The organism is Pseudoalteromonas sp. A25 (genome assembly GCF_009176705.1).
GTDB lineage: Bacteria > Pseudomonadota > Gammaproteobacteria > Enterobacterales > Alteromonadaceae > Pseudoalteromonas.
Genome location: NZ_AP021846.1, coordinates 757,341 through 783,914, shown reverse-complemented (window position 1 = coordinate 783,914; position 26,574 = coordinate 757,341). Strand labels below are relative to the sequence as shown.

Annotated in this window: 25 protein-coding genes; 14 read left to right on the top strand and 11 right to left on the bottom strand. The window is 42.5% G+C overall.

Features of this window, described 5'->3' with window-relative positions; translation table 11 throughout:
* The 3 genes from GDK41_RS03500 to GDK41_RS03490 are packed head-to-tail and all read left to right on the top strand — an operon-like array spanning window position 1 to window position 2,579.
* Window positions 1-552: a YajG family lipoprotein gene (locus tag GDK41_RS03500; protein ID WP_152085114.1), complete on the top strand. Its 552-nt coding sequence runs from the start codon at window positions 1-3 to the stop codon at window positions 550-552.
* On the top strand, window positions 552-1,175 hold the full coding sequence (locus GDK41_RS03495; RefSeq protein ID WP_152085113.1) for a peptidylprolyl isomerase: 624 nt from the start codon (window positions 552-554) through the stop codon (window positions 1,173-1,175). The genes GDK41_RS03500 and GDK41_RS03495 overlap by 1 nt, the downstream gene beginning before the upstream one ends.
* Window positions 1,176-1,190: 15 nt before the next feature.
* Window positions 1,191-2,579: an AmpG family muropeptide MFS transporter gene (locus GDK41_RS03490; RefSeq protein WP_152085112.1), complete on the top strand. Its 1,389-nt coding sequence runs from the start codon at window positions 1,191-1,193 to the stop codon at window positions 2,577-2,579.
* A gap of 99 nt (window positions 2,580-2,678) precedes the next feature.
* Here GDK41_RS03490 and GDK41_RS03485 read toward each other — a convergent pair whose 3' ends face one another.
* Complete coding sequence (locus tag GDK41_RS03485; RefSeq protein ID WP_070983810.1) at window positions 2,679-2,921, bottom strand: helix-turn-helix domain-containing protein; 243 nt, start codon at window positions 2,919-2,921, stop codon at window positions 2,679-2,681.
* 544 nt (window positions 2,922-3,465) lie between these two features.
* A complete protein-coding gene (gene erpA, locus GDK41_RS03480; protein WP_152085111.1) occupies window positions 3,466-3,804 on the bottom strand; it encodes an iron-sulfur cluster insertion protein ErpA in 339 nt (112 codons plus the stop codon).
* A 187-nt stretch (window positions 3,805-3,991) separates the two neighbouring features.
* Here erpA and GDK41_RS03475 point away from each other — a divergent pair, with 187 nt between their 5' ends.
* The 5 genes from GDK41_RS03475 to GDK41_RS03455 all read left to right on the top strand — a co-directional run bounded on the left by GDK41_RS03475 (window position 3,992) and on the right by GDK41_RS03455 (window position 10,525).
* On the top strand, window positions 3,992-5,674 hold the full coding sequence (locus GDK41_RS03475) for a chloride channel protein (protein WP_152085110.1): 1,683 nt from the start codon (window positions 3,992-3,994) through the stop codon (window positions 5,672-5,674).
* 10 nt (window positions 5,675-5,684) lie between these two features.
* Window positions 5,685-6,119, top strand: coding sequence for a CopD family protein (locus GDK41_RS03470; protein WP_152085109.1), 435 nt, complete (start codon window positions 5,685-5,687; stop codon window positions 6,117-6,119).
* Window positions 6,120-6,228: 109 nt separating this feature from the next.
* Window positions 6,229-7,245, top strand: a complete 1,017-nt coding sequence (locus tag GDK41_RS03465) for an aspartate carbamoyltransferase (protein ID WP_152085108.1) — start codon at window positions 6,229-6,231, stop codon at window positions 7,243-7,245.
* Between the two features lie 15 nt (window positions 7,246-7,260).
* The gene (gene hemL / locus GDK41_RS03460; protein WP_152085107.1) at window positions 7,261-8,541 is read left to right on the top strand and encodes a glutamate-1-semialdehyde 2,1-aminomutase; all 1,281 of its coding nucleotides are present in this window, start codon (window positions 7,261-7,263) and stop codon (window positions 8,539-8,541) included.
* A gap of 148 nt (window positions 8,542-8,689) precedes the next feature.
* Entirely contained in the window at window positions 8,690-10,525 is a 1,836-nt protein-coding gene (locus GDK41_RS03455; protein WP_152085106.1) for a methyl-accepting chemotaxis protein, read from the top strand.
* Window positions 10,526-10,549: 24 nt separating this feature from the next.
* Here the strand turns inward: GDK41_RS03455 and mrcB are convergent, their stop codons facing one another.
* The 3 genes from mrcB to GDK41_RS03440 form a co-directional block, all read right to left on the bottom strand.
* Window positions 10,550-12,904 (bottom strand): penicillin-binding protein 1B, encoded by a 2,355-nt coding sequence (gene mrcB / locus GDK41_RS03450; RefSeq protein ID WP_152085105.1) that lies wholly within the window; start codon window positions 12,902-12,904, stop codon window positions 10,550-10,552.
* 128 nt (window positions 12,905-13,032) lie between these two features.
* On the bottom strand, window positions 13,033-14,262 hold the full coding sequence (locus GDK41_RS03445; RefSeq protein ID WP_152087502.1) for an ammonium transporter: 1,230 nt from the start codon (window positions 14,260-14,262) through the stop codon (window positions 13,033-13,035).
* Between the two features lie 11 nt (window positions 14,263-14,273).
* Window positions 14,274-14,612, bottom strand: a complete 339-nt coding sequence (locus GDK41_RS03440; protein WP_152085104.1) for a P-II family nitrogen regulator — start codon at window positions 14,610-14,612, stop codon at window positions 14,274-14,276.
* A 300-nt stretch (window positions 14,613-14,912) separates the two neighbouring features.
* Here GDK41_RS03440 and GDK41_RS03435 point away from each other — a divergent pair, with 300 nt between their 5' ends.
* Together GDK41_RS03435 and GDK41_RS03430 are read left to right on the top strand one after the other, a co-directional pair.
* Window positions 14,913-16,421, top strand: coding sequence for a S10 family peptidase (locus GDK41_RS03435; protein ID WP_152085103.1), 1,509 nt, complete (start codon window positions 14,913-14,915; stop codon window positions 16,419-16,421).
* 110 nt (window positions 16,422-16,531) lie between these two features.
* Entirely contained in the window at window positions 16,532-17,344 is an 813-nt protein-coding gene (locus GDK41_RS03430) for a DUF2797 domain-containing protein (protein WP_152085102.1), read from the top strand.
* On the opposite strand, the gene GDK41_RS03425 is transcribed toward GDK41_RS03430, so the two are convergent.
* Window positions 17,320-19,836: an EAL domain-containing protein gene (locus GDK41_RS03425; RefSeq protein ID WP_152085101.1), complete on the bottom strand. Its 2,517-nt coding sequence runs from the start codon at window positions 19,834-19,836 to the stop codon at window positions 17,320-17,322. The two genes, GDK41_RS03430 and GDK41_RS03425, sit on opposite strands and share 25 nt — an antisense overlap.
* Window positions 19,837-19,913: 77 nt before the next feature.
* Here GDK41_RS03425 and GDK41_RS03420 point away from each other — a divergent pair, with 77 nt between their 5' ends.
* Entirely contained in the window at window positions 19,914-20,219 is a 306-nt protein-coding gene (locus GDK41_RS03420) for a hypothetical protein (protein WP_152085100.1), read from the top strand.
* Window positions 20,220-20,221: 2 nt separating this feature from the next.
* On the opposite strand, the gene GDK41_RS03415 is transcribed toward GDK41_RS03420, so the two are convergent.
* The 5 genes from GDK41_RS03415 to GDK41_RS03395 form a co-directional block, all read right to left on the bottom strand.
* Window positions 20,222-21,139 (bottom strand): histone deacetylase family protein, encoded by a 918-nt coding sequence (locus GDK41_RS03415; RefSeq protein WP_152085099.1) that lies wholly within the window; start codon window positions 21,137-21,139, stop codon window positions 20,222-20,224.
* Between the two features lie 81 nt (window positions 21,140-21,220).
* Window positions 21,221-21,745, bottom strand: a complete 525-nt coding sequence (locus tag GDK41_RS03410; RefSeq protein WP_152085098.1) for a gamma-glutamylcyclotransferase family protein — start codon at window positions 21,743-21,745, stop codon at window positions 21,221-21,223.
* 22 nt (window positions 21,746-21,767) lie between these two features.
* A complete protein-coding gene (locus GDK41_RS03405; protein ID WP_152085097.1) occupies window positions 21,768-22,394 on the bottom strand; it encodes a LysE family translocator in 627 nt (208 codons plus the stop codon).
* On the bottom strand, window positions 22,387-23,172 hold the full coding sequence (locus GDK41_RS03400; RefSeq protein WP_152085096.1) for a hypothetical protein: 786 nt from the start codon (window positions 23,170-23,172) through the stop codon (window positions 22,387-22,389). Before GDK41_RS03400 ends, GDK41_RS03405 begins: the two co-directional genes overlap by 8 nt.
* A gap of 2 nt (window positions 23,173-23,174) precedes the next feature.
* Window positions 23,175-23,648 (bottom strand): CreA family protein, encoded by a 474-nt coding sequence (locus GDK41_RS03395; RefSeq protein ID WP_152085095.1) that lies wholly within the window; start codon window positions 23,646-23,648, stop codon window positions 23,175-23,177.
* A 66-nt stretch (window positions 23,649-23,714) separates the two neighbouring features.
* Between GDK41_RS03395 and GDK41_RS03390 the strand changes: the two genes are divergently transcribed.
* The 3 genes from GDK41_RS03390 (at window position 23,715) to GDK41_RS03380 (ending at window position 26,568) form a co-directional block, all read left to right on the top strand.
* Entirely contained in the window at window positions 23,715-24,044 is a 330-nt protein-coding gene (locus tag GDK41_RS03390; protein WP_152085094.1) for a 5-carboxymethyl-2-hydroxymuconate Delta-isomerase, read from the top strand.
* Between the two features lie 56 nt (window positions 24,045-24,100).
* The gene (gene rsuA / locus GDK41_RS03385) at window positions 24,101-24,811 is read left to right on the top strand and encodes a 16S rRNA pseudouridine(516) synthase RsuA (RefSeq protein ID WP_152085093.1); all 711 of its coding nucleotides are present in this window, start codon (window positions 24,101-24,103) and stop codon (window positions 24,809-24,811) included.
* 125 nt (window positions 24,812-24,936) lie between these two features.
* Window positions 24,937-26,568, top strand: a complete 1,632-nt coding sequence (locus GDK41_RS03380) for a methyl-accepting chemotaxis protein (RefSeq protein WP_152085092.1) — start codon at window positions 24,937-24,939, stop codon at window positions 26,566-26,568.
* Window positions 26,569-26,574 lie beyond the last annotated feature (6 nt).

The following is a 26,574-nucleotide window of genomic DNA, read 5'->3' as shown; positions in this document are numbered from 1 at the left end:
ATGAAATTATTAACCGTTGTTTTGGCTATTTTTTTAGCCGGCTGCGCCAGTGCTCCAAAAACAGTGATCCTCAGCCCCAACTACACTGCAGGTCAGGTGACACGCCTTAACATACCATTACAAGTCAAGGTAGAAGACAACAGAATAAGCAATTTTACCATACGAGTATTACAGCAGGAGCCTGCACTGTATTTGCCTGATGCATCCTTACCTAACATTGTCGGTAACACGCTTCAACAAGCTTTACAAACCAATGGTGTCCAAATAACCGATGTTACTAACAACCAACTCATTTTACATATCAATGAGTTTGTGGCCAAAATCACCGAGTCTCTTACTGAGCACCAAAGTCATGCTCAAGCCAAATTTAGTATTGAAGTTATAAAAGGCCCAAAACGCTTTACAAAGAGCTATCATGCAAACGCCCAGCTCAAAGGCCCACTAAAACACGAGCAAGCGAAAGTTGAAGGGCAACTCAATAACTTGACTGAACTACTCATTACTCGCATTGTATCTGATCAAGAACTCATTCAATTTTTACAGGGATCATAATGAAAAACATCATCATTTTTTTATCATGTTTATTGGTTTCTATCTCAAGCTTCGCTGCCAATAAAGAAGGCCGATTTGTGCAAAAAGATAACCTCTTTCCACGCGTTAAAATGGTTACCAGCCTTGGCGATATTGTCATTGAGTTAGACCGTTCACGTGCGCCCATGACGGTAAATAACTTCTTGACCTACGTGATCAATGGCGATTACAAAGGCTCAGTATTTCATCGTGTAGAGCGTGACGAAGCCAACGAAACAGACTTTGTTATTCAAGGTGGCGGCTACGACAAAGAATATGATGGTATGTTTGAGCGTGCGCCTATTTTCAATGAAAGCGGTAATGGCTTAAAAAATGATATGTACTCTGTTGCAATGGCTTATCAAGATAACAAGCCACATTCCGGCACTCGTCAATTCTTCTTCAATATGAATGATAATGATCATTTAAATCCAGGTCGAGATTGGGGCTTTGCTGTGTTTGGCAATGTTGTCGAAGGGTATGAAACGCTAGATAAAATCATGCAGGTTGAAACAGGATATAACAGCAAACTCGGCTACACCTTCATTCCTAAAACCCCCATTGTTATTTTTGATGTCAGCGTGCTTGAAGCTCAGCCGTACTAATCAGCAAGGAAACACATGATCCTCAAAGCAAGTTTGCGTGAATACTTAGGCTATTATACTGATAAACGCCTAGTAACTATTTTTATGTTGGGGATCAGCAGCGGCTTCCCATGGGTGCTAATTGGCTCGGTAATGTCGGCATGGTTAAAAGACGAAGGGCTTAGCCGTAGCATGATAGGTCTGTTCGGCATTGTATTTGCGGCCTACACAGTCAATTTTTTATGGTCTCCATTACTTGACCGCATCAAACTCCCCTTAATAGGAAAATGGTTAGGTCAAAGGCGCAGTTGGATAGCCTTATGCCAAGTGATCACCGCAAGCGCAGCACTTGGCATGTCAACTATTGTACTCAAAGAGCAATTGTTTTTAGCAGCCCTATTATGCTTTGTGATTGCGCTAGCATCAGCTACACATGATATCGCAATCGATGCGTTTAGAATTGACTCACTCCCTGAAGATGAAAGTGAAAAAGCCACTGCGGCCGCAGCCATGGCAACGTCAGGGTGGTGGACGGGTTATGCTCTGCTCGGTGCAATGCCATTCTTTTTAGCCGATTTACCTAACTTTGACTGGCCTTATATCTACATTATTTTGGCTGGCATAATGCTAATGCTGCTACTTGTCACTTTGTTTGCTAAAGAACCTGAATCTACTCGCGAAGTCATACAAGCACAATTAGAGCAAGATTACCAAAATAAGCTTGCCAAATTGGCCCCTGGAACAATCAGCCGTCTCAGTGCTTGGTTAGCCGTCACCTTAGTCGAACCTTTTCGAAGTTTCTTTCGAAAAAATGGCGTAAAAACCGCTTTTGCACTGTTAGCTTTTGTGTTTTTATTCAAAATTGGCGAGTCATTCTTAGCGAGAATGTCGATTGTCTTTTATAAAGAAGTTGGCTTTAGTAACAGCCAAATAGCCCAATATTCAAAACTAGGTACCGGCCTTATCACGATTATATTTGCTTTTTTGGGTAGTGTATTTAATCACAAGTACGGTATCGTAAAAGGGCTATTTGTAAGTGGTGTTGCCATGGCAGCCTCTAATTTGATGTTTTCTTGGATTGCCATTGCAGGCCCTAAAGAGCATTTATATGCACTGGCGATCATTATCGATGGTTTTACCCAAGCTTGGTCATTGGTAGCTATGGTGGCGTTTATTTCCATGCTCTGTGATAGAGCCTTCAGTGCCACACACTACGCCTTATTGGCGTCGTTGAGCAGTTTAGGTCGCACAGTACTCTCCAGCTACAGTGGTGTGGTGATTGATGATTGGTTCGCAGGTAACTGGGCGCTATTTTTCGCCTTAACGGCAGTTATGGTGACACCTTCTTTGGCTTTCTTATATTTAATCCGACACAAGCTATATGCGATAGAAAACGCCTATCATGGCAGAGTAGCGGTAAAATAATGCATGTTTACTTACGAGTGATAAGTTGGTGAAAATAACAGAATTGAATTTAGAAAAGATCGAGGTGCAAATCCCTGCACCTTATTGCTTTAGCAAGTCTTACTGCTCGTCTTTTAGCAGGTGAAGTCCCTCATACGGGTCAACTTCAAGCGCCTCACAATAACGTAAAAACTCTATCACGTCTAAACGACGCTCTTGGTTCTCAATCTTCCCGATGAAAGAGTGAGGAGTACCTAAAACCTGTGCAAGGCTACGCATTGTATGACCTTTCTCATGACGCTTAGACTTTAGCCACTTAGTTAGCTTACCGTTTTCTTCGGAAGAAACCGTTTTTCCCATCATATTAAACATCTCCTACTAGATGATATTCATAAAAAATTCAAATGAAATATGCCCGTCTCATTTGAAGTGCTTTATTGTATACCATAGGAACAAAAGAGGAAGCTCTGCTTTGTCCCTATGTACCAAATTAGGTATAGACTATAATTCTTTTAACACCTAATTAAAACTTAATATATTTTAAGTTTCTACCTAGGTAGCAGGCCCTTTAACTTTAACAAAAATTTTATAAAATGTACCACTTTTAATAATAAAATATTTTTCTTTAAAAAAGATAAACTTACACCTAATATTAACAAATCAATTAAAAAATAGGCTGAAAATATATGATCCGATTGCTGTTTTTATTACCAATTTTGCTGTGTTTTGCATGGTATTGCTTTTTACGCACTAATGGGGTGCCAATAAAGAAGGGAAAAAAAGGCTTTATATATATTTTGGCTTTCAGCACCTTCGTATTAGGTTTTTTTGTACTGATGATTCAAGTTACACATCAGGCATAAAAAAAGCCACTATCATAAGTGGCTCTTTTTTTGTACCGCGCTGGTTATACGCTGAAGCTTGCACCGCAACCACAGGTCGTTGTTGCATTGGGGTTATCGACAAAAAACCGAGCTCCTTCTAACCCTTCAGTGTAATCTACAACACCATCAATGAGATATTGAATACTCATCGGGTCAACAACCATGGTTACGCCATTTTTTTCAATTTCTAAATCGCCTGGGTTAGCTTTTTCATCAAACGTGAACCCATACTGAAAACCAGAGCAGCCACCACCTGTTACATAAACCCGCAACTTAAGGTTCGGATTTTCTTCCTCTTCGATAAGTTCTTTTACTCGATTTGCTGCTGCATCACTAAACTGGATAGGTAACTGTTCAGACATTCTCACTCAACCCTTATACATTCTATGTCGGGATTATCTAATACCCGAGTATTTTAATCAAGTATAGTTATCGTGCTGTGTCTGTTTAAATAAGAGGAAAAAATGCCGAATTAATTATTCACTTTGCAAGGACGCTATGACATTTTTTTGATAAACTTAAGTCCTTATTATGACTGGGAAATCAAACATGTCGCTGGATACTTTGAGGCGCCGACTAGCCAAACCAAAAACGTCAATACAATTATGCTTGTTAGGTGTTATTGCTGGGCTATTGGCTGCAATTTTGATTATCCTTTTTCGATTAACCATCACTAACGTCCAAGCCCTGTTTTTACAAACTTCTGACAATTTCTCGGTACTTGCCGAGCATCAACGTGTCATATTACCCGTCTTGGGTGCTTTAATGATTGCGGTATTTGCAGATCTTACTGGCTTTAAACACTACCGTTTAGGCATTCCATTCGTTATTCATCGTATTAAACACCACTATGGCAAAATGCCGATATGGAACAGTGCAAACCAATTTTTTGGAGGCGCAACAGCGCTTATTTGCGGCTTTTCTGTCGGTCGTGAAGGACCTTCTGTACACATGGGGGCTGCAGGTGCGAGTATATTAGCAGACCGCCTGCATTTACCTCTTAACTCGGCAAGAACATTAGCCGGTTGTGGGGTAGCGGCGGGTATTGCCGCATCATTTAACACGCCACTGGCTGCCGTTATTTTTGTAATGGAAGTGGTACTTCGAGAATACAAAATCCATATTTTCGTACCGATCATGTTAGCGGCTGTGACTGGTGCACTGGCAACACAGTTTGTATTTGGTAACGACAGTGAACTGGCTTTAATCAGTATTACGCCACTGGACTTCTGGCACTATCCTTATCTGGTTGTGTGCGGAGTTGTTTTGGGCGCAATCGCATTTAGCTTTAATCAAAACTTAATGCTAATTATCAAAACCTTTAAATCAGTGAACATGTTTCCTCGACTGCTATTGGCAGGGCTAATCGCTGGGTTAATTGGGTATATGGTGCCAGAGGCTATGGGCTCTGGTATGAGTGCGATTAGTTTAGCTGTCGAGTCACCCGATAATATGCAACTACTAACGACCGTTTTAATTGCTAAGTTACTGGCAACCTTGTTCGCAATTGGTTTAGGGATCCCCGGCGGTTTAATCGGTCCAGTCATTGGATTGGGCGTTATTATGGGCACATTGATGTCGTTCTTCGCACAGTTTATCTCTCCCGAGTTAGATGTTAGCGGCACCTATGGTGTACTGGGTATGGCAGGATTACTCGCAGCCACATTGCACGCACCACTGGCCGCGTTAACCGCCGTTATGGAACTGACCTCTAACCCACAAATCATTGTTCCTGCTATGCTCGTTATATCAACCGCTTACGTCACAGCTTTACAAGTTTTTGGTAATCGTTCTATTTTCTTACAGCAACTCGATTTTCAAGGCCTTCCCTATCAAGTATCTCCTGCCAGTGAGGCTTTACAAAAAGTAGGGATCATGGAAGAAATGGATGAAAACTTTAAACTTCTTTACTCTGATGATAAAGAACAAATCAAAGAAACCCTCTCAGCAGTGAACAGTCAAACGCCTTTGATCGTATATGATGAGGAAAACGGCTATCGACTCGCTGAATATGATTTGAGCTTAATGAGTGACCAAAGTGTGGGGATCTCTTATATACCACTGCAAGGACTGAGTAGCCAAGCCACTTTATCTGATGCGTTTGATATTTTGAAAGATAAGCGCAGCGGCGCAGTATATGTTTATAGCCAAAAAGATGATAAGCAAATTATGGGCTTATTAAGATGGGACCAAATTCGACATATTCTAACGATACGCAATAGTTTACTTTAATGGAGATGTAATGAGCGCACTTTTAATTTATAAAGCCCTGCATATATTTTTTATGATAGCTTGGTTTGCAGGTATATTTTACCTACCGCGACTGTTTGTATATCACGCCATGACAGAAGAGAAATCTTGCTCTGCAATGCTCAAAATCATGGAACGACGACTGCTTTACTTTGTCACACCTTTTGCACTGTTTACGTTGCTGTTTGGTGTGCTGACTATTTATGAATATGGCAGAGAATGGTTCCGCCATAGTATGTGGCTGCACTACAAATTAGTGCTGGTGATCGCCTTGTATGTCTACCATGGTTATTGCTTTAAACTGCTCAACGACTTTAAACATGATCGCAACCAAAAGAGTCACCGCTTCTATCGATACTTCAACGAGTTTCCAGTATTGCTTTTATTAGCCATTGTACTGCTCGCAATACTCAAACCTAATCTATAACTATGCTATGATAGCGCGCCAAATAACCGCGATGTTATGTGCGCGTTATCACGGTTGGGTTACCTTGCTACGTGTGACCCGTTGTTAAGTTGTGATTAGGAACCGCCCAATGTTAAGTTTCCAAGGTGAAAATATTCTTTCTGTCAATCAGTTAGACAGAGAAGCGATTGAACATATCTTTACTGTCGCAAAAAAAATGGAACCGTATGCTAAAAAGCACAAGCGTACTCGCGTTCTTGAAGGGGCCATTTTAGCAAATTTATTCTTTGAACCCAGCACACGTACTCGAGTCAGCTTTGGTACTGCTTTTAATCTACTCGGCGGTTTGGTGCGAGAGACAACTGGTATGCAAAGTTCCGCATTGGCTAAAGGTGAGTCGCTTTATGACACAGCACGTGTGATCTCAGCTTACGCTGATGCAGTTGCGATGCGCCACCCTGATGCAGGCTCCGTGAGCGAATTTGCCACAGGCTCTGATGTGCCTGTTATCAATGGTGGTGACGGCCCAAATGAACACCCTACTCAAGCACTATTGGACTTACTCACCATTGAACGTGAATTAGGTCGCTTTGAGCGCGGTATAGACGGTATGCACATTGCACTTGTAGGCGATTTAAAATATGGTCGCACTGTACACTCATTATCAAAATTACTGTGTCATTACAAAGATGTACACTTTACTATGGTCGCGCCAGATGGCCTGCAAATGCCTGATTACATATTAGATAGCGTGAGTAATGCGGGTCATAAAATTGAGCTTGTCTCACAAATGGAAGGTAACCTTGCCGCTGATATCGTATATCAAACACGTATTCAGGAAGAACGTTTTCCATCACAAGAAGAAGCCAATAAATACCGTGGCGGCTTTAGAATAAGCCAAGCCATATACAATGCGCACTGTAAACCGAGTTCTGTATTGATGCACCCCTTGCCTCGTGATAGCCGCAGCGATGCCAATGAATTAGACAATGACTTAAACAGCAACGATAACCTCGCTATTTTCCGCCAAGTACAAAATGGTGTACTGATCCGCATGGCACTCTTTGCTTTGACCTTAGGAGTAGAAAACCAAGTTGAAAAGTACGAAGCAGACGTACCTTGGTTTAGCCGCAAACGTAACAGCTAACAGATAGGAATCATAATGACAATTAGCCAAGATTTATTTACACGCGCTCAAGAGTCCATCCCAGGTGGCGTAAACTCACCCGTTCGCGCATTTAATGGGGTGGGTGGTACACCACTTTTCATTACTAAGGCGCAAGGTCCTTACACTTTTGATGCTGACAACAACAAATATATTGACTATGTCGGGTCATGGGGACCGATGATTTTAGGCCACAACCACCCACAGATTAAACAAGCTGTATTAGCCGCGGTAGAAAATGGTTTAAGTTATGGCGCGCCAACCGAAACCGAAATTCTTATGGCTGAAAAAGTTAAAGAGCTGGTGCCATCCATTGAAAAAGTACGCATGGTTAGCTCTGGTACTGAAGCGACAATGAGTGCCATTCGATTAGCACGCGGCTTCACAGGACGTGACAAAATTTTGAAGTTTGAAGGGTGTTATCATGGCCATGCCGACTCTTTGCTGGTAAAAGCTGGGTCGGGAGCACTAACTATGGGGGTTCCAAACTCACCAGGTATTCCTGCTGATTTTGCAAAACACACACTCACTGTGTCGTTTAATAATCTTGATGAAGTAAATGCCATTTTTGAGCAATATAAAGACGAAATCGCCTGTATTATCGTAGAGCCAGTTGCTGGTAACATGAACTGTATTCCTCCTATGCCAGGCTTTTTAGAAGGCTTGCGAGCGGTATGCGACAACCATGGCAGCGTGCTTATTTTTGATGAAGTAATGACAGGGTTTCGCGTTGCATTAGGTGGTGCTCAGCAGTATTACAACATCACCCCCGACCTAACCTGTTTGGGTAAAGTAATTGGTGGCGGTATGCCTGTCGGCGCTTTTGGTGGTAAAAAAGAGATCATGGACTTCATTGCACCTGTTGGCCCCGTTTACCAAGCAGGCACTTTATCAGGTAACCCTATTGCGATGGCCGCTGGCTTAAAAGCACTAGAGCTGTTAAGTGAAGAAGGCCTGCACGCGCAGTTAGAAGCCAAAAGTAAGGCGTTATGTGATGGTTTTCAACACGCTGCAGATGAAGCTGGCATTGCCCTTACCACAAATTATGCCGGTGGCATGTTTGGCTTTTTCTTCACTGAGGCAGACAGTGTTAATAGCTTTGCGCAAGCTACCGAGTGTGACCTAGAACGCTTCAAGCGTTTTTTCCACCTGATGCTTGATGAAGGCGTTTACCTAGCCCCATCTGCGTTTGAGGCAGGCTTTGTAAGTACAATGCATACACAACAGGATATTGATAATACCATTGCAGCAGCAAAACGCGCGTTTGCCAAATTATAATCAAACGACCTCTGCAACTGGCTACATTTAGCTGGTTGCAGATTCTTTCCCACCCATTTAATCCGCTTCGCACAAATTAAACAAACTTGAACTAATATTAAGTTTTGTCAGGTCTTTATCATACTAATATCTAAAGAAAGTGAACTTTATGGATGGATTAAGAGCTTTTTGTGCGCCTGCTATACACCTAATGGCAAACCTTAAGTATAAAACCAAAATCACCTTAGTGTTTGGCATTTTGCTGGTGCCATTAAGTGTCAGCTTATTCTTCTTAACTAATATACTGTCACACTCAATAAATATCAGTGCTCAGCAGCAGCAAGGTTTAAACTTGTACCCAAAGCTACTCAATAACATGATGCAAATGCAAGAGCAGGACAATCATGCAATCGCTAAACGGGCAAATTACCAACTTAATTCACAGAGTTCAGTGATAGAGCAAGTATCGATTCAATCTAAACTGGCCATTGACGATGATCTTGCTCGCTCGTATATCAACCGAGCCTTAGTCGAGTCTACCCCAAAGTTGGTAGAGCAAATCAATGCCCTTGCCGAGCAGGCTCGCTTGGTGATCGAGCAAGGTGAATTTACCCCAGACAGCTTTATTGCCCTGTCGAACCTAAACAAAGTTCTGCTGACATTTTACACTCAGCTGGATACCAAACTGGCTGTGGCAATGACTGCTAATCCACAAGCCAAAAAGCAGTTACAACAACCTATTCAACGCTTAGAGGCAAGCCTTACCCAATATAAAAATACCATAAAAGAAAACCTACTCGATCCGGACGAATTGGCGCTATCAAATGCTCAGTTTAAACAACTTCATCAAACCGTGATCAAAGATGTGTCAGAGCTAATTAACCAAGCAACTCCTTTACTTAAAAAGCTACTAGCAGACAAAGTGGCAAGGCAAACAATAATAAGAAATGGTGTTGCTATTGCATCAGCACTGAGTCTAATACTGGCAATATATTTGATGTTTGGCTTCTACTTTGCCGTGGTTGATAGCATTTCCAATTTTTCTGATGCGGCAGCACTTGCTGCACAGGGTGATTTACGCGCTGAAGCAACTGCGTATGGCAAAGATGAAATGACGATTATTGTGGCTCAGTACAATAAAGTAATAGCGGCTTTTATTGCACTACTCAAAGAGGTGAATACCACCAGTATAGAGCTAGATGGCGAAACATCTAAGTTAACTCAAATAAGCCACAGCACACGCAGTGATGTTGATAAGCAGCAAGATAAAATTAGTATGATCCACAGTGCATTGAGTGAAATGGCTAACGCTGCAGATGCAGTGGAGAACTCAGCTCAGCACGCAACGGAGCTAGCAAGTACCGCCGCCCAACAAGTTAAACAAAGCTCAGCAAACACCACCGAGCTTGCCCAACATATGACAGAGCTGCAAAAAGAATTTGAAGAAAGTCGTATTGCGCTAGATAAGCTTGCTCAGGATAGTCAAAACATCAGTAAAGTCAGCGCAGCCATCAGTGAGATTGCAGAGCAAACCAACCTACTAGCCCTAAATGCTGCCATAGAAGCAGCCAGGGCCGGAGAGCAAGGTCGGGGTTTTGCTGTGGTTGCTGATGAAGTAAGAACGCTAGCCAAAAGAACACAGCAACAAACTGAAGAAATTCATACCATTATCAACTCACTACAACACGCATCAAATGATACCCAAAGTAAAATGCGTAGCAGTGTAGAAAAAATGGAGCAAGGTGTTGATGCCGCAGATCAAACCAATCAAGTGTTACAGCAAGCCCAGCAAAGCATGGTCAAAATAGATGAGCAAGGGGCTCACATTGCGCAGTTAGTGCAACAACAAAGCCAAGCGACACAACAAGCACTTATTGATGCAAGCGAAGTAAACGATTTAGCTGAACATACACTCAGCTCAGCTCAAGCAACAGAGGAAGATGCACTAAAACTTGCTGCAATGGCACAGAAATTACAAAAAGCGATGAGCCAGTTTAAAAGTTAATCGCTTTCATCAAGACCTCTGTATTCATTCACACAGAGGTCTTGGCTTAAATTCACTTTCACGTATTGGCAATTGGATCACTTTACCGCACCCTGGTGGTGCTTGCTTACCCGTTAAAGGGTTGATAAATGCCCAACGTACATCACTTGGGCGGTTATCAGCTATCGCCTGAGGATTGAGCGGTTTTAAATAACGAATATACAGCTCAAGCGCGCCACTTGCCCCCGTCAAACCGGTTGATTGATTATCGTCTCTGCCCAACCAAGTCACCGTCACGGTATTGTGATCAAACCCTGCAAACCAACTATCTCGCAGATCATTACTAGTGCCGGTTTTACCTGCTAATTGAATAGATGGAAAATGTAAGTTCAGCCTTTTAGCCGTGCCCTCTTTGGTCACCTTTTTCAACCCATACTTGGTCATATAAACGGCTTGTTCATTGAATCGCTCACGATTTATCACATCATGCTCATATAAAACCTTGCCTGTGGCATTGGTCATTGCAGAAATAGTGGTCAGCTGGCGATATACCCCGTTGCCTGCCAAGGTAGTATACATTTGCGCCACCTCAAAACTAGATAACTCTAAGGCCCCTAAAAGCAAAGACGGGTATTGGTTTATTTGTGTCTCTATGCCAAGCTTTTTAAGCGTCGTAGCTACATTATGTACTCCAACATCAAGTCCCAAGTTAACCGCGGGGATATTAACACTGTTACTAAATGCTTGGTAAAGCGGTAAAGCGCCGCGATATTTACGATCAAAGTTCTCAGGCCGCCATACATCCCCCGACTCATCGGTGACTTGTAATGGGCCGTCATCAAGCAATGTACCAAGGTGATAATTTGGCTTTTCTAATGCAGTTAAATATATTGCGGGTTTGACCAACGAGCCGATATTTCGCTTGGTGTCTAAGACGCGATTAAAGCCGCTGTAACGTACGTCACGCCCAGCTACTAAGGCAGCAACACCTCCTTTTTCGACATTGACTGAAATCATGGCGGTTTCCAGTTGCTCTGTATCAAAGCGCCGCTCTAAGTAAGGCAGCCCTTTGCGCACGGCCTCTTCCATCGCCGCCTGCTTTTGCAAATCAAAGTACGTAAAAATACGCACACCTGCATTAATGATCTCTTGATTCGTCAGCAGCGTTTTCAGCTCTCTGTCGACCAGTTCCAAGTAGCCAGGATAACTTTGCTGACGACTCTTTTTTAAAGGCTGTATTTTAATCGGCCGAACCAAAGCTTGACGCAGTTCTTTTGTCGATATGTGCCCTTGCTCCGCCAGTAATCGCAGTACGAGGTCTCGTCGCTCTTGTACACGCTCAGGATAACGCCTTGGATTATAGTATGAAGGGCCTTTTACCATCGCAACCAACATTGCAATTTGGTCGAATTCCAACTCATCCACAGGCTTTGCAAAATAAAACTCCGCCGCCAGCCCCATACCATGTACACCTTGACTATAAGCTTGACCCATAAACACTTCGTTTAGATAGGCTTCTAGGATTTGGTCCTTGCTGTATCGATAATCCAGAATAAGCGCAATAAATGCTTCATTGATTTTTCTAACGAGCGAGCGCTCGCGAGTCAGGTAAAAGTTTTTGGCTAGTTGCTGAGTTAACGTACTGCCCCCTTGCACAGTTCGACCGGCTTTAAGGTTGGTATATAAAGCACGCAGAATAGACCAAACTGACACGCCATGATGATCATAAAACGCTCTGTCTTCAACGACCAAAAGCGCCTGCTTTAAGATATTAGGAAACTTCTCAAGCGGCACAAACTCTCTGTCTTGTTTAGATTCATTACCAATTCGTGCTATTTGCACAGGCTCCAAACGCGCCTGTTGTATACGCCGGCCATGTTCATCAACAATATTGGCTAAACGTTTACCGGCAAAGCTTAAAGTAAATACTTGCCCCGGCTCTACGCCATCGTAAAATTCAAATGCTCGACGAAATACCTTGATTGTTCGCCCTTGTATAACATATTGCCCCGTGCGGCTAATTTTATTCACCTCTGAATAATTGAGACGTTTAAGCTCCCAGATAACTTCCTTCTCGGATAAAAATTGCTCTGGATAAAAGTTCATGGCACGCGCATATACCTGCACCGGCAATTGCCACTTACTCCCTTCAAATTGGCGCGTGATCTTAGCGTCTAAATAAATGAGATAAAAACTAACCAGTACCACTGTGGCGAGCGTGCCTTTGTAAAAAAAACGCCAACAAGTTTGTAATACACGGTGCTTGAATGCAGCCACAGTGGCTTTTTGTGAAGCAGCCTTAGCTTTTGATGAAGTGCTTTTTGTGCGACGCTTTTTGGCTGGCGTATTGGTGGGCTTTTTCTTCGTGTTTTCTGTGCCTTTTTTACTGTTATCTACCATGCCAATAATTACAAACTTCTTAGTTAAATATACCGAAGCATAGAGTACCCCAGATTAACAAAGCCTTAAAGAGAGAACGGGCCACTGTGGCCCGTTCTTTATCGTTCATTGTTCAACTATTGCCACGATTACTGACTACGTACCGATACAAACTCTGGATAAGCATCAATTCCGCAATCATGTTGGTCCATACCGTTAATCTCTTCTTCTTCACCAACACGTATACCCATGGTCTTTTTAAGCAAAGCCCAAACCAAGTAAGACACGATAAATACAAAGCCAAGAATACAAACCAAGCCAATAAACTGATTAACAAAAGTAGCATCGCTATTAGACAAAGGCACTAACATAACCCCTAACATACCGCAGGTGCCATGCACTGAAATTGCGCCAACTGGGTCATCAATTTTAGCTTTGTCCAAAAATACAATACTAAACACCACTAAAGCTCCCCCTAATGCGCCAAGCATACAGGCCAGCAGAGGCGTGGGTGAAGCCGGCTCTGCGGTAATAACAACGAGTCCTGCTAATGCGCCATTTAACACCATCGTTAGGTCCGCTTTGCCCCACAGCGCTTTACATACCAACAGTGCTGCAATTGCACCTGTTGCGGCTGCCGCATTGGTATTTAATAGAATTTGACTCACAGCAACTGCATTTGCCTTATCTGCCAAAAATAGTTGTGAGCCGCCGTTAAAACCAAACCATCCCATCCACAAAATAAACGTGCCTAATGTTGCTAAGGGCATGTTTGAACCAGGGATTGGGTAAATTTCACCATTCTTGCCATATTTACCTTTACGAGCACCCAACAAGATTACCCCTGCTAAGGCTGCAGCAGCTCCTGCTCCATGTACAATCGCAGAGCCTGCAAAGTCGACAAAGCCAAGTGCTGATAAAAAGCCACCACCCCAAGTCCAGTACCCTTCAACAGGATAGATAAACCCTGTTAGTACCACCGTAAAAGCTAAAAACGCCCATAGTTTCATGCGTTCAGCAACTGCGCCCGATACAATTGACATCGCCGTGGCCACAAACACAACTTGAAAAAAGAAGTCAGATTCCAAAGCATGATCAGCATCCGCTGCGGCTTCACCTATCAATGCACCAAAACTTGGTACAATACCGCCCTCAGTATTGCCAACGTACATAATGTTGTAACCAACGAGCAAAAACATCGTACATGCTATGGCGTACAAGGTAATATTTTTAGTTAAAATCTCCGTGGTGTTTTTTGAGCGAACCAATCCTGCCTCTAACATGGCAAAACCCGCTGCCATCCACATGACTAATACACCAGAGATTAAAAAATAAAATGTGTTTAAAGAAAATTTGAGTTCTACAATTGCACTTTCCATCATTCGGCTCCTTAAATTGCTTCTTCATCTAATTCGCCGGTACGGATCCGCACGACTTGGTCTAGGTCATAAACAAAAATTTTGCCATCACCGATTTTTCCTGTGCTAGCAACTTTTGTTAGTGTGTCGACAACTCGCTGTGTATTTTCACTACGGGTCGCAATTTCTAGTTTAATTTTTGGAATAAAATCAACTTGGTATTCAGCACCACGGTACAGCTCAGTATGACCTCGTTGGCGGCCAAACCCTTTTACATCCACCACGGTCATTCCCTCGATACCTAAGTCTGCGAGCGCTTCTCTTACTTCATCCAATTTAAATGGTTTTATTATTGCACTTATCATTTTCATTGTTGGTCCCCTTAGGACAGGTTTATCCTGTTAACTAAGCTAATCCAACCTTCGTGCCACATAATAAAGTTATTAATTTTCAGAATGTTATTTTTTTCATGACGATAAAATAGAATATAAATGCACCAACTAAGTGCACAATTAACTATGCTGTGCTGTGATGGTGCAATACTCAAAGACAGCCAGCGGCTCAATGCCGCCTGTCGGTTATCCTATTGTTAATGGTATCTGACTCATACACTTTGAAAATTGCGTGAAAAACAACTGTAATGTTACAAACATATTCATTTGGGGAAAATAATGAACTTACGCAAAATGCTTGCAGTGTGTGTTGTAACAGTTAGCTTTAATTGTATTGCGGCTGAACAAAATCGAGCAATTGATATTGATAGTAAAGTGATCACCAACCATAAAGCGACTATCAATGGTGAGAAGATCAGCTACAGTGTGACATCAGGCACCCAGCCTGTATGGAACGAACAAGGCGAACCGACAGCAACGCTCTACTACAACTACTATAAAAAAGACAAAGTTGACGATATCAGTAAGCGCCCACTTTTAATTTCATTTAACGGTGGACCAGGTTCCGCTTCTGTCTGGATGCACATTGCTTATACCGGGCCACGTATTTTGAAAATAGATGACGAAGGATACCCGGTACAACCTTACGGTATGAAAGACAACCCGCATTCTGTACTTGATGTTGCCGACATCGTTTTCGTCAACCCTGTAAGAACAGGCTATTCACGTGTTTTGCCTAATAAAGAAGGCAAAATGCCCAGTGCCGATGAGCAAAAAGCGCAGTTTTTTGGTGTTAACGCCGACATCGAATACCTCGCAGATTGGATTAATACCTTTATTACCCGCAACAATCGCTCACTTTCCCCCAAGTTTTTAATCGGTGAAAGTTATGGCACAGTTCGAGTCGCAGGCCTTGCCCGAGAGTTACAACAAGCCCATTGGTGGTTTTTAAATGGTGTAGTGCTGGTTTCGCCAACCGATATCGGTATCAAACGCGAGGGGCCGGTGAAAGCTGCCAATCGACTTCCTTATTTTGCGGCCACAGCGTGGCATCACAAAGCCCTACCAGCCAAGTTGCAGCAAAAAGATCTCACTGATGTACTCTCAGAAGTTGAGCGCTTTACTATAAACCAATATTTGCCAGCACTAGCAAAAGGCGCTTTCATTGCAAACGATGAAAAACAAGCCATTGCAGAGCGCGTTGCTTTTTACAGTGGTTTAACTAAAACTTTTGTCCTACAAAATAACCTAGATATCAGTGATGATGCATTTTGGAAAGAACTGCTACGAGACAAAGGTTATATCTTAGGCAGATTAGACTCACGTTATTTAGGCATCGACAAGCGAGACGCAGGGGATCGTCCAGATTACTTTCCTGAATTAAGCGCTTGGTTGCATGCCTTTACACCTGCCATTAACCATTACATCCGTGAAGAACTTAACTACAAAACGGATGTGCAATACAATATGTTGGCTAACGTTCATCCATGGGACAGAAGTAACAATAACACGGGTGAGCAACTGCGTGAGGCGATGGCTGAAAACCCTTACCTCAATGTGCTCGTACAAGCCGGTTACTATGATGGAGCCACCAACTACTTTGATGCAAAATATACTATGTGGCAACTTGACCCCAGTGGCAAAATGCGAGACCGCTTAAGCTTTAAGGGCTACCGTTCAGGCCACATGATGTATTTGCGCAAAGAGGATTTAAAAACATCTAACGATGATTTACGTGAGTTTATTAAGGCGTCTTTAAAAAGCCAAACTCGTTCCGCTAAATACTAACCTTCTTGAGTGCGGATAGCCGAGCTATTCGCACTTATCATCCTATACGCATTGTGACTTATCGAGCAGCTTGGTAGTATCGCCCTTTTACCATCTTTAGGGGCGTAAAGATGCAAGGTACTTTAAGCAAGTTAAAAGCAACGCATACACAACCAATCCAATATAAATTACCTATAGGTGATGAGCTTATTGAACTCAATGAGTATATTGGTAAGCACATCACACTCACGCATACAGGGAATATTTTTTGCTGCAACTGCGGTAAAAAAACCAAAAAAAGTTACTCCCAAGGTCACTGCTTTGTTTGTATGAAAAAGCTTGCTAGCTGTGACATGTGTATTATGAAACCTGAAACTTGTCACTTTGAACAAGGCACATGCCGAGAGCCACAATGGGGGGAAGAAAATTGTATGATCCCGCATTATGTCTATCTTGCAAATACATCAGGGTTAAAAGTAGGTATTACCCGTCATACTCAGATCCCAACGCGTTGGATAGATCAAGGCGCAACGCAAGCGCTGCCTATATTTAAAGTACAAACGCGTTTGCAATCTGGCCTCGTTGAAGTAGCACTTGCTCAGTTTATTGCTGATAAAACCAATTGGCGCAATATGCTCAAGGGCGTCTCAGAAGATATGGATCTTAAAGCCTGTGCCAACGAACTGATCCCGCAAATAAAGCACAAATTAGATGAGCTGGCCGAACTATTCGGTGCCACAGCAATTGAATGCTTGGATGAGGATGTGGTGGATTTAAGCTTTCCCGTTGAACACTTTCCAACCAAGATCACGTCATTTAACTTTGATAAAAACCCTGAAGTATCAGGTGTTTTGCAGGGAATAAAAGGCCAGTACCTTATTTTTGATACTGGCGTTATCAATATACGTAAATTTACCGCCTACGAAATAACTTTCTCAGCATGATAAAAACGTAGCCAGTCGTTACAGCTCAAAGGTTTACAATACATAAAACCTTGTACTGTGTTGCAGCCCAGTTTGTGTAAAAACTGGCGCTGTTCTGGCTTTTCAACCCCTTCTGCAACAACATGCAAATTGAGTGCCTTTGCCATTGCAATAATCGCAGCAACAATTTCGCTATTACCATATTCATCAGGGATTTTGGCCACAAAGCTGGCATCGATTTTTAGCGTATCGATAGGCAACTTAGTTAGATAACTTAATGCAGAATACCCCGTTCCAAAGTCATCTAAAGCAATCGAGATGCCTAAACTTTTTAATTTATGAAGCTCGCTTTTAGCTTCATGTAAATTACTGATAAAGCTGCTTTCAGTCAGTTCTAGCTCTACAAAGCGTCCATCCAAACCATGTTTATTTAATGCATTCGACACCGTTGTCGCTAACTCACCTTGACATAAATGCTGAGCAGATACATTGATGGCTATACGCCTCAAGTCACTTCCCTGGCGACGCCATAGCGCCATTTTTTCACAGGCTTTATTGATAACCCATTGGTCCAACTTTATGATTAATCCTAATTCCTCCGCAAGCGGAATAAACTGAGCAGGTGAAATCAAGCCCAGTTTGGGGTCATTCCAGCGCAACAAACACTCAACACTGGAGACTCTGTCACTTTTCAAGCATTGCAAAGGCTGAAAATAAAGTTCAAATTCATCATGTTCAAGTGCTTGTTGAAATCGACTTAACATAGATAAGCGCTCTAATGAACGAGCATTCATAGACGCTTTGTACAACTGAAACGAATTTCGACCTATCTCTTTGGAGCGATACATCGCCACATCCGCATGCTTGAGTAAAGTCTCACTATCTACTCCGTCATCTGGATAAATAGCCGCTCCTAACGAGGCTGTCGCGTTAACACAAATATCATTAAGTTCAAACGCCACGCTTAATTGCTCAAGTATTTTGTTAGCAAATCCAACCACATCAGACATGTGCTTTACTTCTGTCAGTAACACCACAAATTCATCGCCACCTAAACGTGCAAGCGTATCCCCTTCTTCGAGCATATTTTTAATACGCTCACTTACTTGCACTAACAGCTCATCTCCTGCACTGTGCCCTAGGCTATCATTTACTTCTTTAAACCGATCTAAATCGATAAACATCACAGCCAGTTTATGACTTTCTCGATGCGCAGATGCCAGCGCCATAGACAAACGATCATAAAACAAACGACGATTAGGCAGGCCTGTTAATTCATCAAAATACGCTAACCGAGCTATTTTTTCTTCCGCATTTTTACGCTCAGTAATGTCACTAAATATCGCGGCATATAAAACTTCATCGCTGTAAGGCTCATTGATGGCAATGATGGTTAGCCACTCAACATAAATCTCACCACTTTTTTTACGGTTGCAGATCTCACCTTGCCATACGCCCTTAGATCGCAGCTCCGCCCACATCTGGTCGTAGTATTCCTTACCGTGAATACCCGAACTCAAAATATTTGGGCTTTTACCTATCACCTCGTAATCCTGATAACCCGTCAATTCGCTAAATGCGGGGTTTATTTGCAGTATTTCTCCATCACCACGGGTGATCATAATACCATCCAGTGATGCGTCGATAATTCGATTAGCAAGATAGAGGTTTTTCTCAGATTTGCGCAGTGCTAAGTCTCGTTGCACCAAGACTTTTTCAAGCTCGCTGCAGTATGCGGTTTCAATCTCAGTTAGCACATTTTTAAGAGGAAGCAGCCCGATAACTTGACCCGAACATGGGTCTTTTACAACCAAATGACGAATAGACTCAGCAGTCATTAACCGATATGCGTCAAACAAGCTATCTTTCGGGCGGACTTGTAATAACGGATAAGTGGCTAATTCCCAACACGGAATGCGCCAGTCAGGTTTGAGCAACATATAAGCGATATCACGCTGCGTCACGATACCATATTCGGCTAACTCATTGTGATAAACCAACACCGCGGTCACCTTACGCAATCGCATTACTTCAATCACCTTAGATACGCAATCATCCGCCTTTAAAATAACCACATTTCGATTGTAGTGATCTTCTATCGGTCGAAAATGTAAATAATGATCAAGCCCTTGATTACGAACAATATCAGATAAAGACACCACGCCTACAGGCTCACCCTGCTGGTCTTTCACTAGCAAATGGCGAATACCAAGCTGATGAAACTTAACAGTCGCTTCACTGAGCGTTTTATCAACTTGTATGTCATGCACGGGAGCGGTCATAGAAGAAGCAATAGTCGTTTGCGCAAAATCAGGGTCATTAAAGTTGAGTTTTACGCAGTCTGACTCCGTCCAAATACCAACAATTCGTCCGTGTTCAGTCACAAAAATAGAGCTAACCCGTCGCTGACGCATCAATTCTACCGCTTCAGCTAAAGAAGTTTGATGATCACAGGACAATAATTGGTTTGAAAAAATATCTTTGATTTGTAGTTGACGGTTATCAGATACCATTAAGCACAACCTCGTATTCTTAGTCGAATACGCAGTATAATGCTGCTCATGTTTTATACTTTGATTGAGAACAAACTATGGCAATAAAATATTACCCATTCTTGCTATGTTTAGAAGAAAGTATTGAGTATATAGATAACCAAGAAACGCTCGAGCACGCCGTTTTTCATTTAACTGCGCAACAAAAGCAATTCGCTATATGCTTACAAAAAGATGGCCAATGTCATAACTTATCAGGCAAGGCATTGCCATCAATACCTTTAGAGAAACTAACTAAATTGGTTCAACAGGCTCTCGTTGACGATGGACAATGTTGCGTACAAAAAGTGATCTTGCGCAGACACGAGCAAGCGTTTGAGCTGCTCTCACAGCTACATAATTAGATTTAACCTTCCACTAACGCCTTAACGTGGGAGGTTACACTGCGCCCTAAAGCCGATAACGCATATCCTCCTTCTAAAAATGAGATGATCCCTTTTGCCTGCGTGTGTTTTGCAATGTTAATCACTTGCTCAGTTAACCACTGATAGTCAGCTTCAACGAATTGTAACCCCGCCATGTCATCTTCAATATGAGCGTCAAAACCCGCGCTAATAAAAATGAGCTCAGCGTTAAACTCTAATAACTTAGGTAACCACTGCTGATTAAACAAAGCTCTTAAATCTTCGCCTTTACTGGCCACTGGCAACGGAGAGTTTACAATATGCTGATTATTTTCGATTTCAGTATTTGGATAAAATGGGTATTGAAACAAAGAGCAAAATAGTACATCTGGTTGCTCTCGAAATATATCTTGTGTGCCGTTACCATGATGTACATCGATATCCAATACCGCAATACGCTTTACACCCAGCGATTTTGCATAAGCAACCGCAATTGCCAAATTATTGAACACACAAAAACCCGATGAAGCATATTGATTTGCATGATGTCCTGGCGGGCGCACACTACAAAAAGCAGCATCCAAGTTACCAGCCAACACTTCGTCTACCGCTAATATGCCAGCCCCTGCCGCTCGCTCAACCGCTTTAAAAGAGTCGGGACACAGCCAAACATCATCTGCAAACTCATGCACCCCTTGCTTAGGAATCGCCGCGAGCACCTCATCAATATGAGACTGCTCATGAACTAACGCCACTTGAGCCATACTCACTTTAGGAGCTTGCATATGCGCAATCGTTGCATCAACACCCGAAGCCAATAACCTATCGGTGATAGCATCTAAACGTTCAGGGCACTCTGGATGCTCAGCTCCCATAGTATGCTTTCGACAATGAGGATGGCTTATCACTGCTGTTCGCATTTTAATCCTACATTTTGTTTTTGCCTTAGTTTAGCAGGCCACATAAACTCATTCTGTGCGACTTTGGTGTTAGTGTTCACACTACGCCTTTTTACTCAATCGCACTTTTTGATATAACTGCCACTCTCGTTCTGCACGACTGACATCATGGTCTGTAACGTGCTGCTGAGATTCAATCTGCCTGACATAATCAGTTGGAAAACGATGCTCTTTAGCGCCATGTAAAACATGTTGAACATACCAATCGAATGGTAAATGATCATCAATAAAGGTGTTCGCAATATAACAATGAGCATGCATGGGGCCATGCTCAATTGCTTCAACTTCCAACTTTGTGCGGTTATAACGCGGCCCTTCAATATTGTCTAACTGGTTTATCTCATGCTCGTTTAAGGCATATAACACACCCATTACAATGTCTTCATCACGGTTAGTCGCTTCAATTGTGCACTTAGCTGAACCATCTGTACTGAGCATATTAAAACTAAGCTGATGTCTATAAAGCTTAGCAACACCTAAACATTGTGCTTGGGGTAAGCGGGCAAACAACCGCTTAGTCGACATATTTGAACCAAATGCAAAATTGATATGGGGCTTAATACTCATACTACTCTAAACCTTTACTTACTTATAAAACTACCCGAACCGCCAAAGCTATTAAGACAACACCAATACCTCTATCAAACCAATGGCCCGCTCGTGAAAAAAAGCGACGAACACGTTCTTTACTCAGCACCATAGCTAAAAATGAGAACCAAGCCCAAGTAGCAAAAGCCATATATAAACCATAAAATGCCTGCACCGCAGAGGGCGTTGTTGGTGAAATAATTAGAGTAAATAAAGAGAGAAAGAACAGTGTTGCTTTTGGGTTAAGAGCATTAACTAAAAAACCAAGCCGCAACGCTTGCCAAGCGCTTTGTGTTTGTTGCTCTGTCGCTTGTTCACTTACTGCGTTGCCTTGTGCTGGTTTTGCTCGCAGTGCTTGCACTCCCATATACGCTAAGTATGCACCCGCAACATATTTAAGCACACTAAAGAGCGTTGGTGATTGCGACAAAACAATCGCCACACCCAACAAACAGTATGTCACATGCACCAAAATACCCAACGCAACACCACCGCTGGTCCATAGTGCATTAGCCCGACCACGCTGAATGCTTTGCTTTAATACTATTGCAAAGTCAGGACCGGGGCTTGCAACTGCAAAAAAATGTGCCACAGCAATGAGCAAAAACTCGTCAACAAACTCAAGCATGACTTTGCTCCTTTAGCATCAGCAGAACTGGGTTTGGTGAGTCGCTAATATAACTTTCAATTTGTTTTTTCGCTTTTTTATAAACGCTTTTTAAATGTGGCTTCAAATGTTTTTTACCATCTACTTGGGGTTTGAAATAGCACACTAAAGCATGCATAAACACTGTTTGGGCTTCACTGAGTGCTGCTTGGCGATTCGCATAGGGGTTATAACAAGAACCACAGCCTCCTTTAAATTGATATACCGTGTTACTCATCATCACGCCAAAGCCCATAAAGCACGCTAAAGCATCACTCGCAGCAGCAACTTGCTGCTCTCCCCCAGGGGGCAAAGCACCTTTTTGATAAATCATTACCGTGGCTAAGCTACCTGCAAAACTGGCCACCAAATCCTGCGGTTGATTGATTTGATTAGGATTGTACGACAATAATACATTATGAGGTGGCTGCACATTGAGCATGGCTGACTCACCACGCATGGTATCGGCAAAACTAAATACCGGCATATTTTGTTGCGCCGGTAAATTTGCAGGCCCAACTAACTGCAATGGCCATGCCTGCAGGCCAGCATAATCGCGCACTCGCTTGAATACCGTTTGAGCCATTTGCTCTACGCTGGTTACTTGGTCGGGAAAGTACTGCCCAGTAGGCTCAATGATTTGTGTATTTGATAAAAAGTACTGCCCGTCAAAATGCTCACAGGCCCAAACAAATGTATCCACCAGCCAAGCAACTTCTGACTCGGTTAATAATGGTTTTGATTTAAATAAAGTTAGCATAATTACTTTGCTCTCGTTGCCCACTGCCATGCTTGTGTATTATACAGAGGTACAGTTGACAATGCATGATGATGACTACCGCTGGTTTCTTTCGTAGAGTAAGACAAATACAGCAAAGTACGTGTTTTGGCATCATAAATACGGCGCACTTTAAGTGATTTGAACAACACACTCTTAGACGTTTTGAAAACAATTTCACCATCTTTGGACAAGTCTACTTGCTGCATCTGCTGCTCGGTAATTTCTCCGGTTTGGCGACACGCTATAGACATATCCGATGGATCTGAAAAGTCAAAATCTGCTTCAACATGGCTGATATGGCATGTCACGCCAGTAACAATTGGATCTTGCTGAGCCGATACCACCACATCTTTGGTTGTAAACAGTCCCAAGCTCACTTTAGCCGCATCGTCGCTGCAACCATTTAATGCCCACATCGCAATTACAGCAAAACACGCGCTTTTGTATTTATACATCTGGCATTTCCATATAAATGACTTAATATACTTCTCATTTACTCATACTTGAGACAATAAGTCATCATGCCACACATAATCATTGAGCATTCCAACAACCTGCCAATTGCAACCCAACAACTTATTGAACATGTTCATCAAGCAACAGAGCAAACTAACCTCTTTGATAACAGTACAATTAAAACCCGAGCTCAAAGTTACGAGCATGTAAAATTACAAGCAGGTAAAAGCGGTTTTATACATATTCAAGCTCATCTCATAGCAGGACGTAGCGAAGAGCAAAAACAGTTACTGAGCGACACCTTATTTGGTGCCCTTGAAGAGCTCTTAGATAGTGATTGGTTACTCAGTGTGCACCCCTATGATTTACTGCCGCAACTTTATCGAAAAAACTGATCTGATTGAGACAGTCACGTATACTGATGATTAATTAAAATTGAAGATAAAAGATTATGAAGTTTCCTTGCCGATTAGATAAGTTTTTAAGTCACCTCGCTGAATTACCCCGTACCAAAGTCAAAGCGGGCATTAAAAAACGTTATGTAACCGTAAACGGCAAAACTGTGACCAAGTTTGACCATTCAATAACTCAAGATGATGAGGTAACATGGCAGGGTAACCCTCTGCAATATCTAGGTAAACGCTACTATATGCTCAACAAGCCAGTCGGCTATGTGTGCGCAAATAGCGATGACCTTCACGCCACAGTATTTGATTTATTAGACGAACCTAACTTAAAAGATTTTCATGTTGCAGGACGTTTAGATATCGATACCACCGGGCTTGTACTTATCACTAATGATGGTGATTGGTCGCACCAAATTACATCTCCCAAAAAGCAAAAGTTTAAGACCTACTTGGTTGAAACCCAAGAGCCAATCACGGAGGAAGCGCTTGAACAACTTAGAGAAGGTGTACAACTTCATAATGAGAAAAACCCCACACTACCTGCTATTGCGCAACAACTAGCAAGCTATAGCTTGCGTTTATCTATTTGCGAAGGCAAGTACCATCAAGTAAAGCGAATGATAGCTGCGGTTGGTAACAAGGTCGTTGAACTGCATAGAGAAAAAATAGCGGATATTGAATTAGATAGTACCTTAGCAAGTGGTGAATATCGCGCTCTGACAGCGCAAGAGGTAAGCATAATCAATGCAAAATAAGATTATTCCTTAATCAGTATGAGGAAATATCATCTCTATTTATAGCCAAATGCACTATATGTTACTTACATGATTCCTATAAACATGGTAGATAATAATACTCTATTATCTGAAAGGGGCGTATCGTGCTATCAGGTTTAACTTTAAGAATAAAAATAATACTTTTCGCCGCGGCTATTTTCCTCTCACTTTTACTGGTCGCTATCTTAGGATTACAAGCATTACGACATGCTAGTGAATCTGACAATATTGCACGTATCAATCAATTGATGAAGAGTACCGTTAATATTGTCGAACAGTTCGAAGCCTATGTGCAAACTGGCGCTCTTAATGAAGAGGAAGCTAAGAAACTGGCTACCCAAATGCTCAGAGAAAATAAGTATCATGACTCTGAGTACGTATATGTTGTTGATGAAAAACTTAATTTTGTAGCAACGCCACATGATCCACAACTTCATGGCACCAGCTTTAATGACTTTAAGGACTCCAAAGGGAGCAGCATAGGTCGCATGGTGGAGCGCTTGGTTGGCAATAAAACAAACCAAATCATCACCTACGAATGGGACTCGGTGCGTGATGGTGAGGTTGTTGATTTAACCTCTGTCGTACAAAAAACGCCTGAGTTCGGCTGGTACGTCGGCACAGGGATCAGCGCCAAGGAGGTCGATGAACGCTACTGGAACACCGCTCGCTGGTTGTTGAGCTTGTCATTACTCATCGCAGTTGCTTTAACCTTTGCATTAGCGAAATTTGGCTTAGGCTTGTCTAACAAGCTCGGTGGAGAGTTGGACGAAGTACTGTCAATTGTAAAACAAGTATCCCGCGGCAACTTAAGCTCCTCCATTAATACCACCCATGCCAAAGAAGATAGCATCATAGCAGCAATGAGCTACATGCAAAAAGGCTTGCAAGGAGTAGTTGGTGGCATTGCAGGGGTTAGCGATGCGCTTAAATCTCAAAGCAACGATGGTGAGCAGCGCTCCAATGAACTTGAGCAACTAACCCGCAGTTTAAGTAGCGAGACACAGATGGTTGCCTCAGCCATTACTGAATTAACAGCCTCAGCGCAAACAGTCGTGGAACATGCAGATCAAACCGCTAACTCCGTGCAGGAAGCCGAGAAACAAGGCCAAAATGCCGATAAGCTGACAACCGAGGCAGCAAAAACCATCGCTTTATTAGAGAAACAAATTGACAGCGCTGGTAATAACATTCAAACCCTTGATGAAGAAGTAAATAATATTGCTAACGTACTGAGTGTTATTCAAAGCATTGCTGAACAAACCAACTTACTGGCGCTCAATGCAGCTATTGAAGCCGCCCGCGCAGGCGAGCAAGGTCGCGGCTTTGCCGTGGTTGCTGATGAAGTGCGCCAACTTGCACAACGTACGCAAACCAGTACCGAAGAAATTCATACCATGATTGGTAAGCTGCAATCTGCCACACAAGAAGCGAAGTCATCAGTAACCGTTTCTATTCATACTAGTGAAAAAACCGTTACGATGTCTAAAGAGGCTGGCGAGGAGCTGCGTAAAGTAGCCAATTCATTGAGTGAAATATCGCAAATGAGTCACCAGATAGCCCATGCTGCCAAAGAGCAGTTAGAAGCAGGTGAAGATACCGCCCGTCGTGTAGTAACAATTTCAGATACCGCATCTCAAACCGCTAATGTATCTGAGCAAGCCCACCATGCCACGGATAGCATTAAGGACTTAACGGTTAAATTAGAAACAGAAATAGCCAAATTTAGCTGCTGATAGCAG

Excerpts from the sequence above, each read along its gene's own strand:
- hemL (WP_152085107.1), top strand. The coding sequence starts at position 7,261 with ATGACAATTAGCCAAGATTTATTTACACGCGCTCAAGAGTCCATCCCA.
- GDK41_RS03420 (WP_152085100.1), top strand. The coding sequence starts at position 19,914 with ATGGCAATAAAATATTACCCATTCTTGCTATGTTTAGAAGAAAGTATT.
- mrcB (WP_152085105.1), bottom strand. The coding sequence starts at position 12,904 with ATGGTAGATAACAGTAAAAAAGGCACAGAAAACACGAAGAAAAAGCCC.
- GDK41_RS03495 (WP_152085113.1), top strand. The coding sequence starts at position 552 with ATGAAAAACATCATCATTTTTTTATCATGTTTATTGGTTTCTATCTCA.
- GDK41_RS03405 (WP_152085097.1), bottom strand. The coding sequence starts at position 22,394 with ATGCTTGAGTTTGTTGACGAGTTTTTGCTCATTGCTGTGGCACATTTT.
- GDK41_RS03485 (WP_070983810.1), bottom strand. The coding sequence starts at position 2,921 with ATGATGGGAAAAACGGTTTCTTCCGAAGAAAACGGTAAGCTAACTAAG.
- erpA (WP_152085111.1), bottom strand. The coding sequence starts at position 3,804 with ATGTCTGAACAGTTACCTATCCAGTTTAGTGATGCAGCAGCAAATCGA.
- GDK41_RS03390 (WP_152085094.1), top strand. The coding sequence starts at position 23,715 with ATGCCACACATAATCATTGAGCATTCCAACAACCTGCCAATTGCAACC.
- GDK41_RS03415 (WP_152085099.1), bottom strand. The coding sequence starts at position 21,139 with ATGCGAACAGCAGTGATAAGCCATCCTCATTGTCGAAAGCATACTATG.
- GDK41_RS03470 (WP_152085109.1), top strand. The coding sequence starts at position 5,685 with ATGAGCGCACTTTTAATTTATAAAGCCCTGCATATATTTTTTATGATA.
- GDK41_RS03475 (WP_152085110.1), top strand. The coding sequence starts at position 3,992 with ATGTCGCTGGATACTTTGAGGCGCCGACTAGCCAAACCAAAAACGTCA.
- GDK41_RS03410 (WP_152085098.1), bottom strand. The coding sequence starts at position 21,745 with ATGAGTATTAAGCCCCATATCAATTTTGCATTTGGTTCAAATATGTCG.
- GDK41_RS03435 (WP_152085103.1), top strand. The coding sequence starts at position 14,913 with ATGAACTTACGCAAAATGCTTGCAGTGTGTGTTGTAACAGTTAGCTTT.
- GDK41_RS03500 (WP_152085114.1), top strand. The coding sequence starts at position 1 with ATGAAATTATTAACCGTTGTTTTGGCTATTTTTTTAGCCGGCTGCGCC.
- GDK41_RS03445 (WP_152087502.1), bottom strand. The coding sequence starts at position 14,262 with ATGGAAAGTGCAATTGTAGAACTCAAATTTTCTTTAAACACATTTTAT.
- GDK41_RS03430 (WP_152085102.1), top strand. The coding sequence starts at position 16,532 with ATGCAAGGTACTTTAAGCAAGTTAAAAGCAACGCATACACAACCAATC.
- GDK41_RS03400 (WP_152085096.1), bottom strand. The coding sequence starts at position 23,172 with ATGCTAACTTTATTTAAATCAAAACCATTATTAACCGAGTCAGAAGTT.
- GDK41_RS03395 (WP_152085095.1), bottom strand. The coding sequence starts at position 23,648 with ATGTATAAATACAAAAGCGCGTGTTTTGCTGTAATTGCGATGTGGGCA.
- GDK41_RS03465 (WP_152085108.1), top strand. The coding sequence starts at position 6,229 with ATGTTAAGTTTCCAAGGTGAAAATATTCTTTCTGTCAATCAGTTAGAC.
- GDK41_RS03440 (WP_152085104.1), bottom strand. The coding sequence starts at position 14,612 with ATGAAAATGATAAGTGCAATAATAAAACCATTTAAATTGGATGAAGTA.
- GDK41_RS03425 (WP_152085101.1), bottom strand. The coding sequence starts at position 19,836 with ATGGTATCTGATAACCGTCAACTACAAATCAAAGATATTTTTTCAAAC.
- rsuA (WP_152085093.1), top strand. The coding sequence starts at position 24,101 with ATGAAGTTTCCTTGCCGATTAGATAAGTTTTTAAGTCACCTCGCTGAA.
- GDK41_RS03455 (WP_152085106.1), top strand. The coding sequence starts at position 8,690 with ATGGATGGATTAAGAGCTTTTTGTGCGCCTGCTATACACCTAATGGCA.
- GDK41_RS03490 (WP_152085112.1), top strand. The coding sequence starts at position 1,191 with ATGATCCTCAAAGCAAGTTTGCGTGAATACTTAGGCTATTATACTGAT.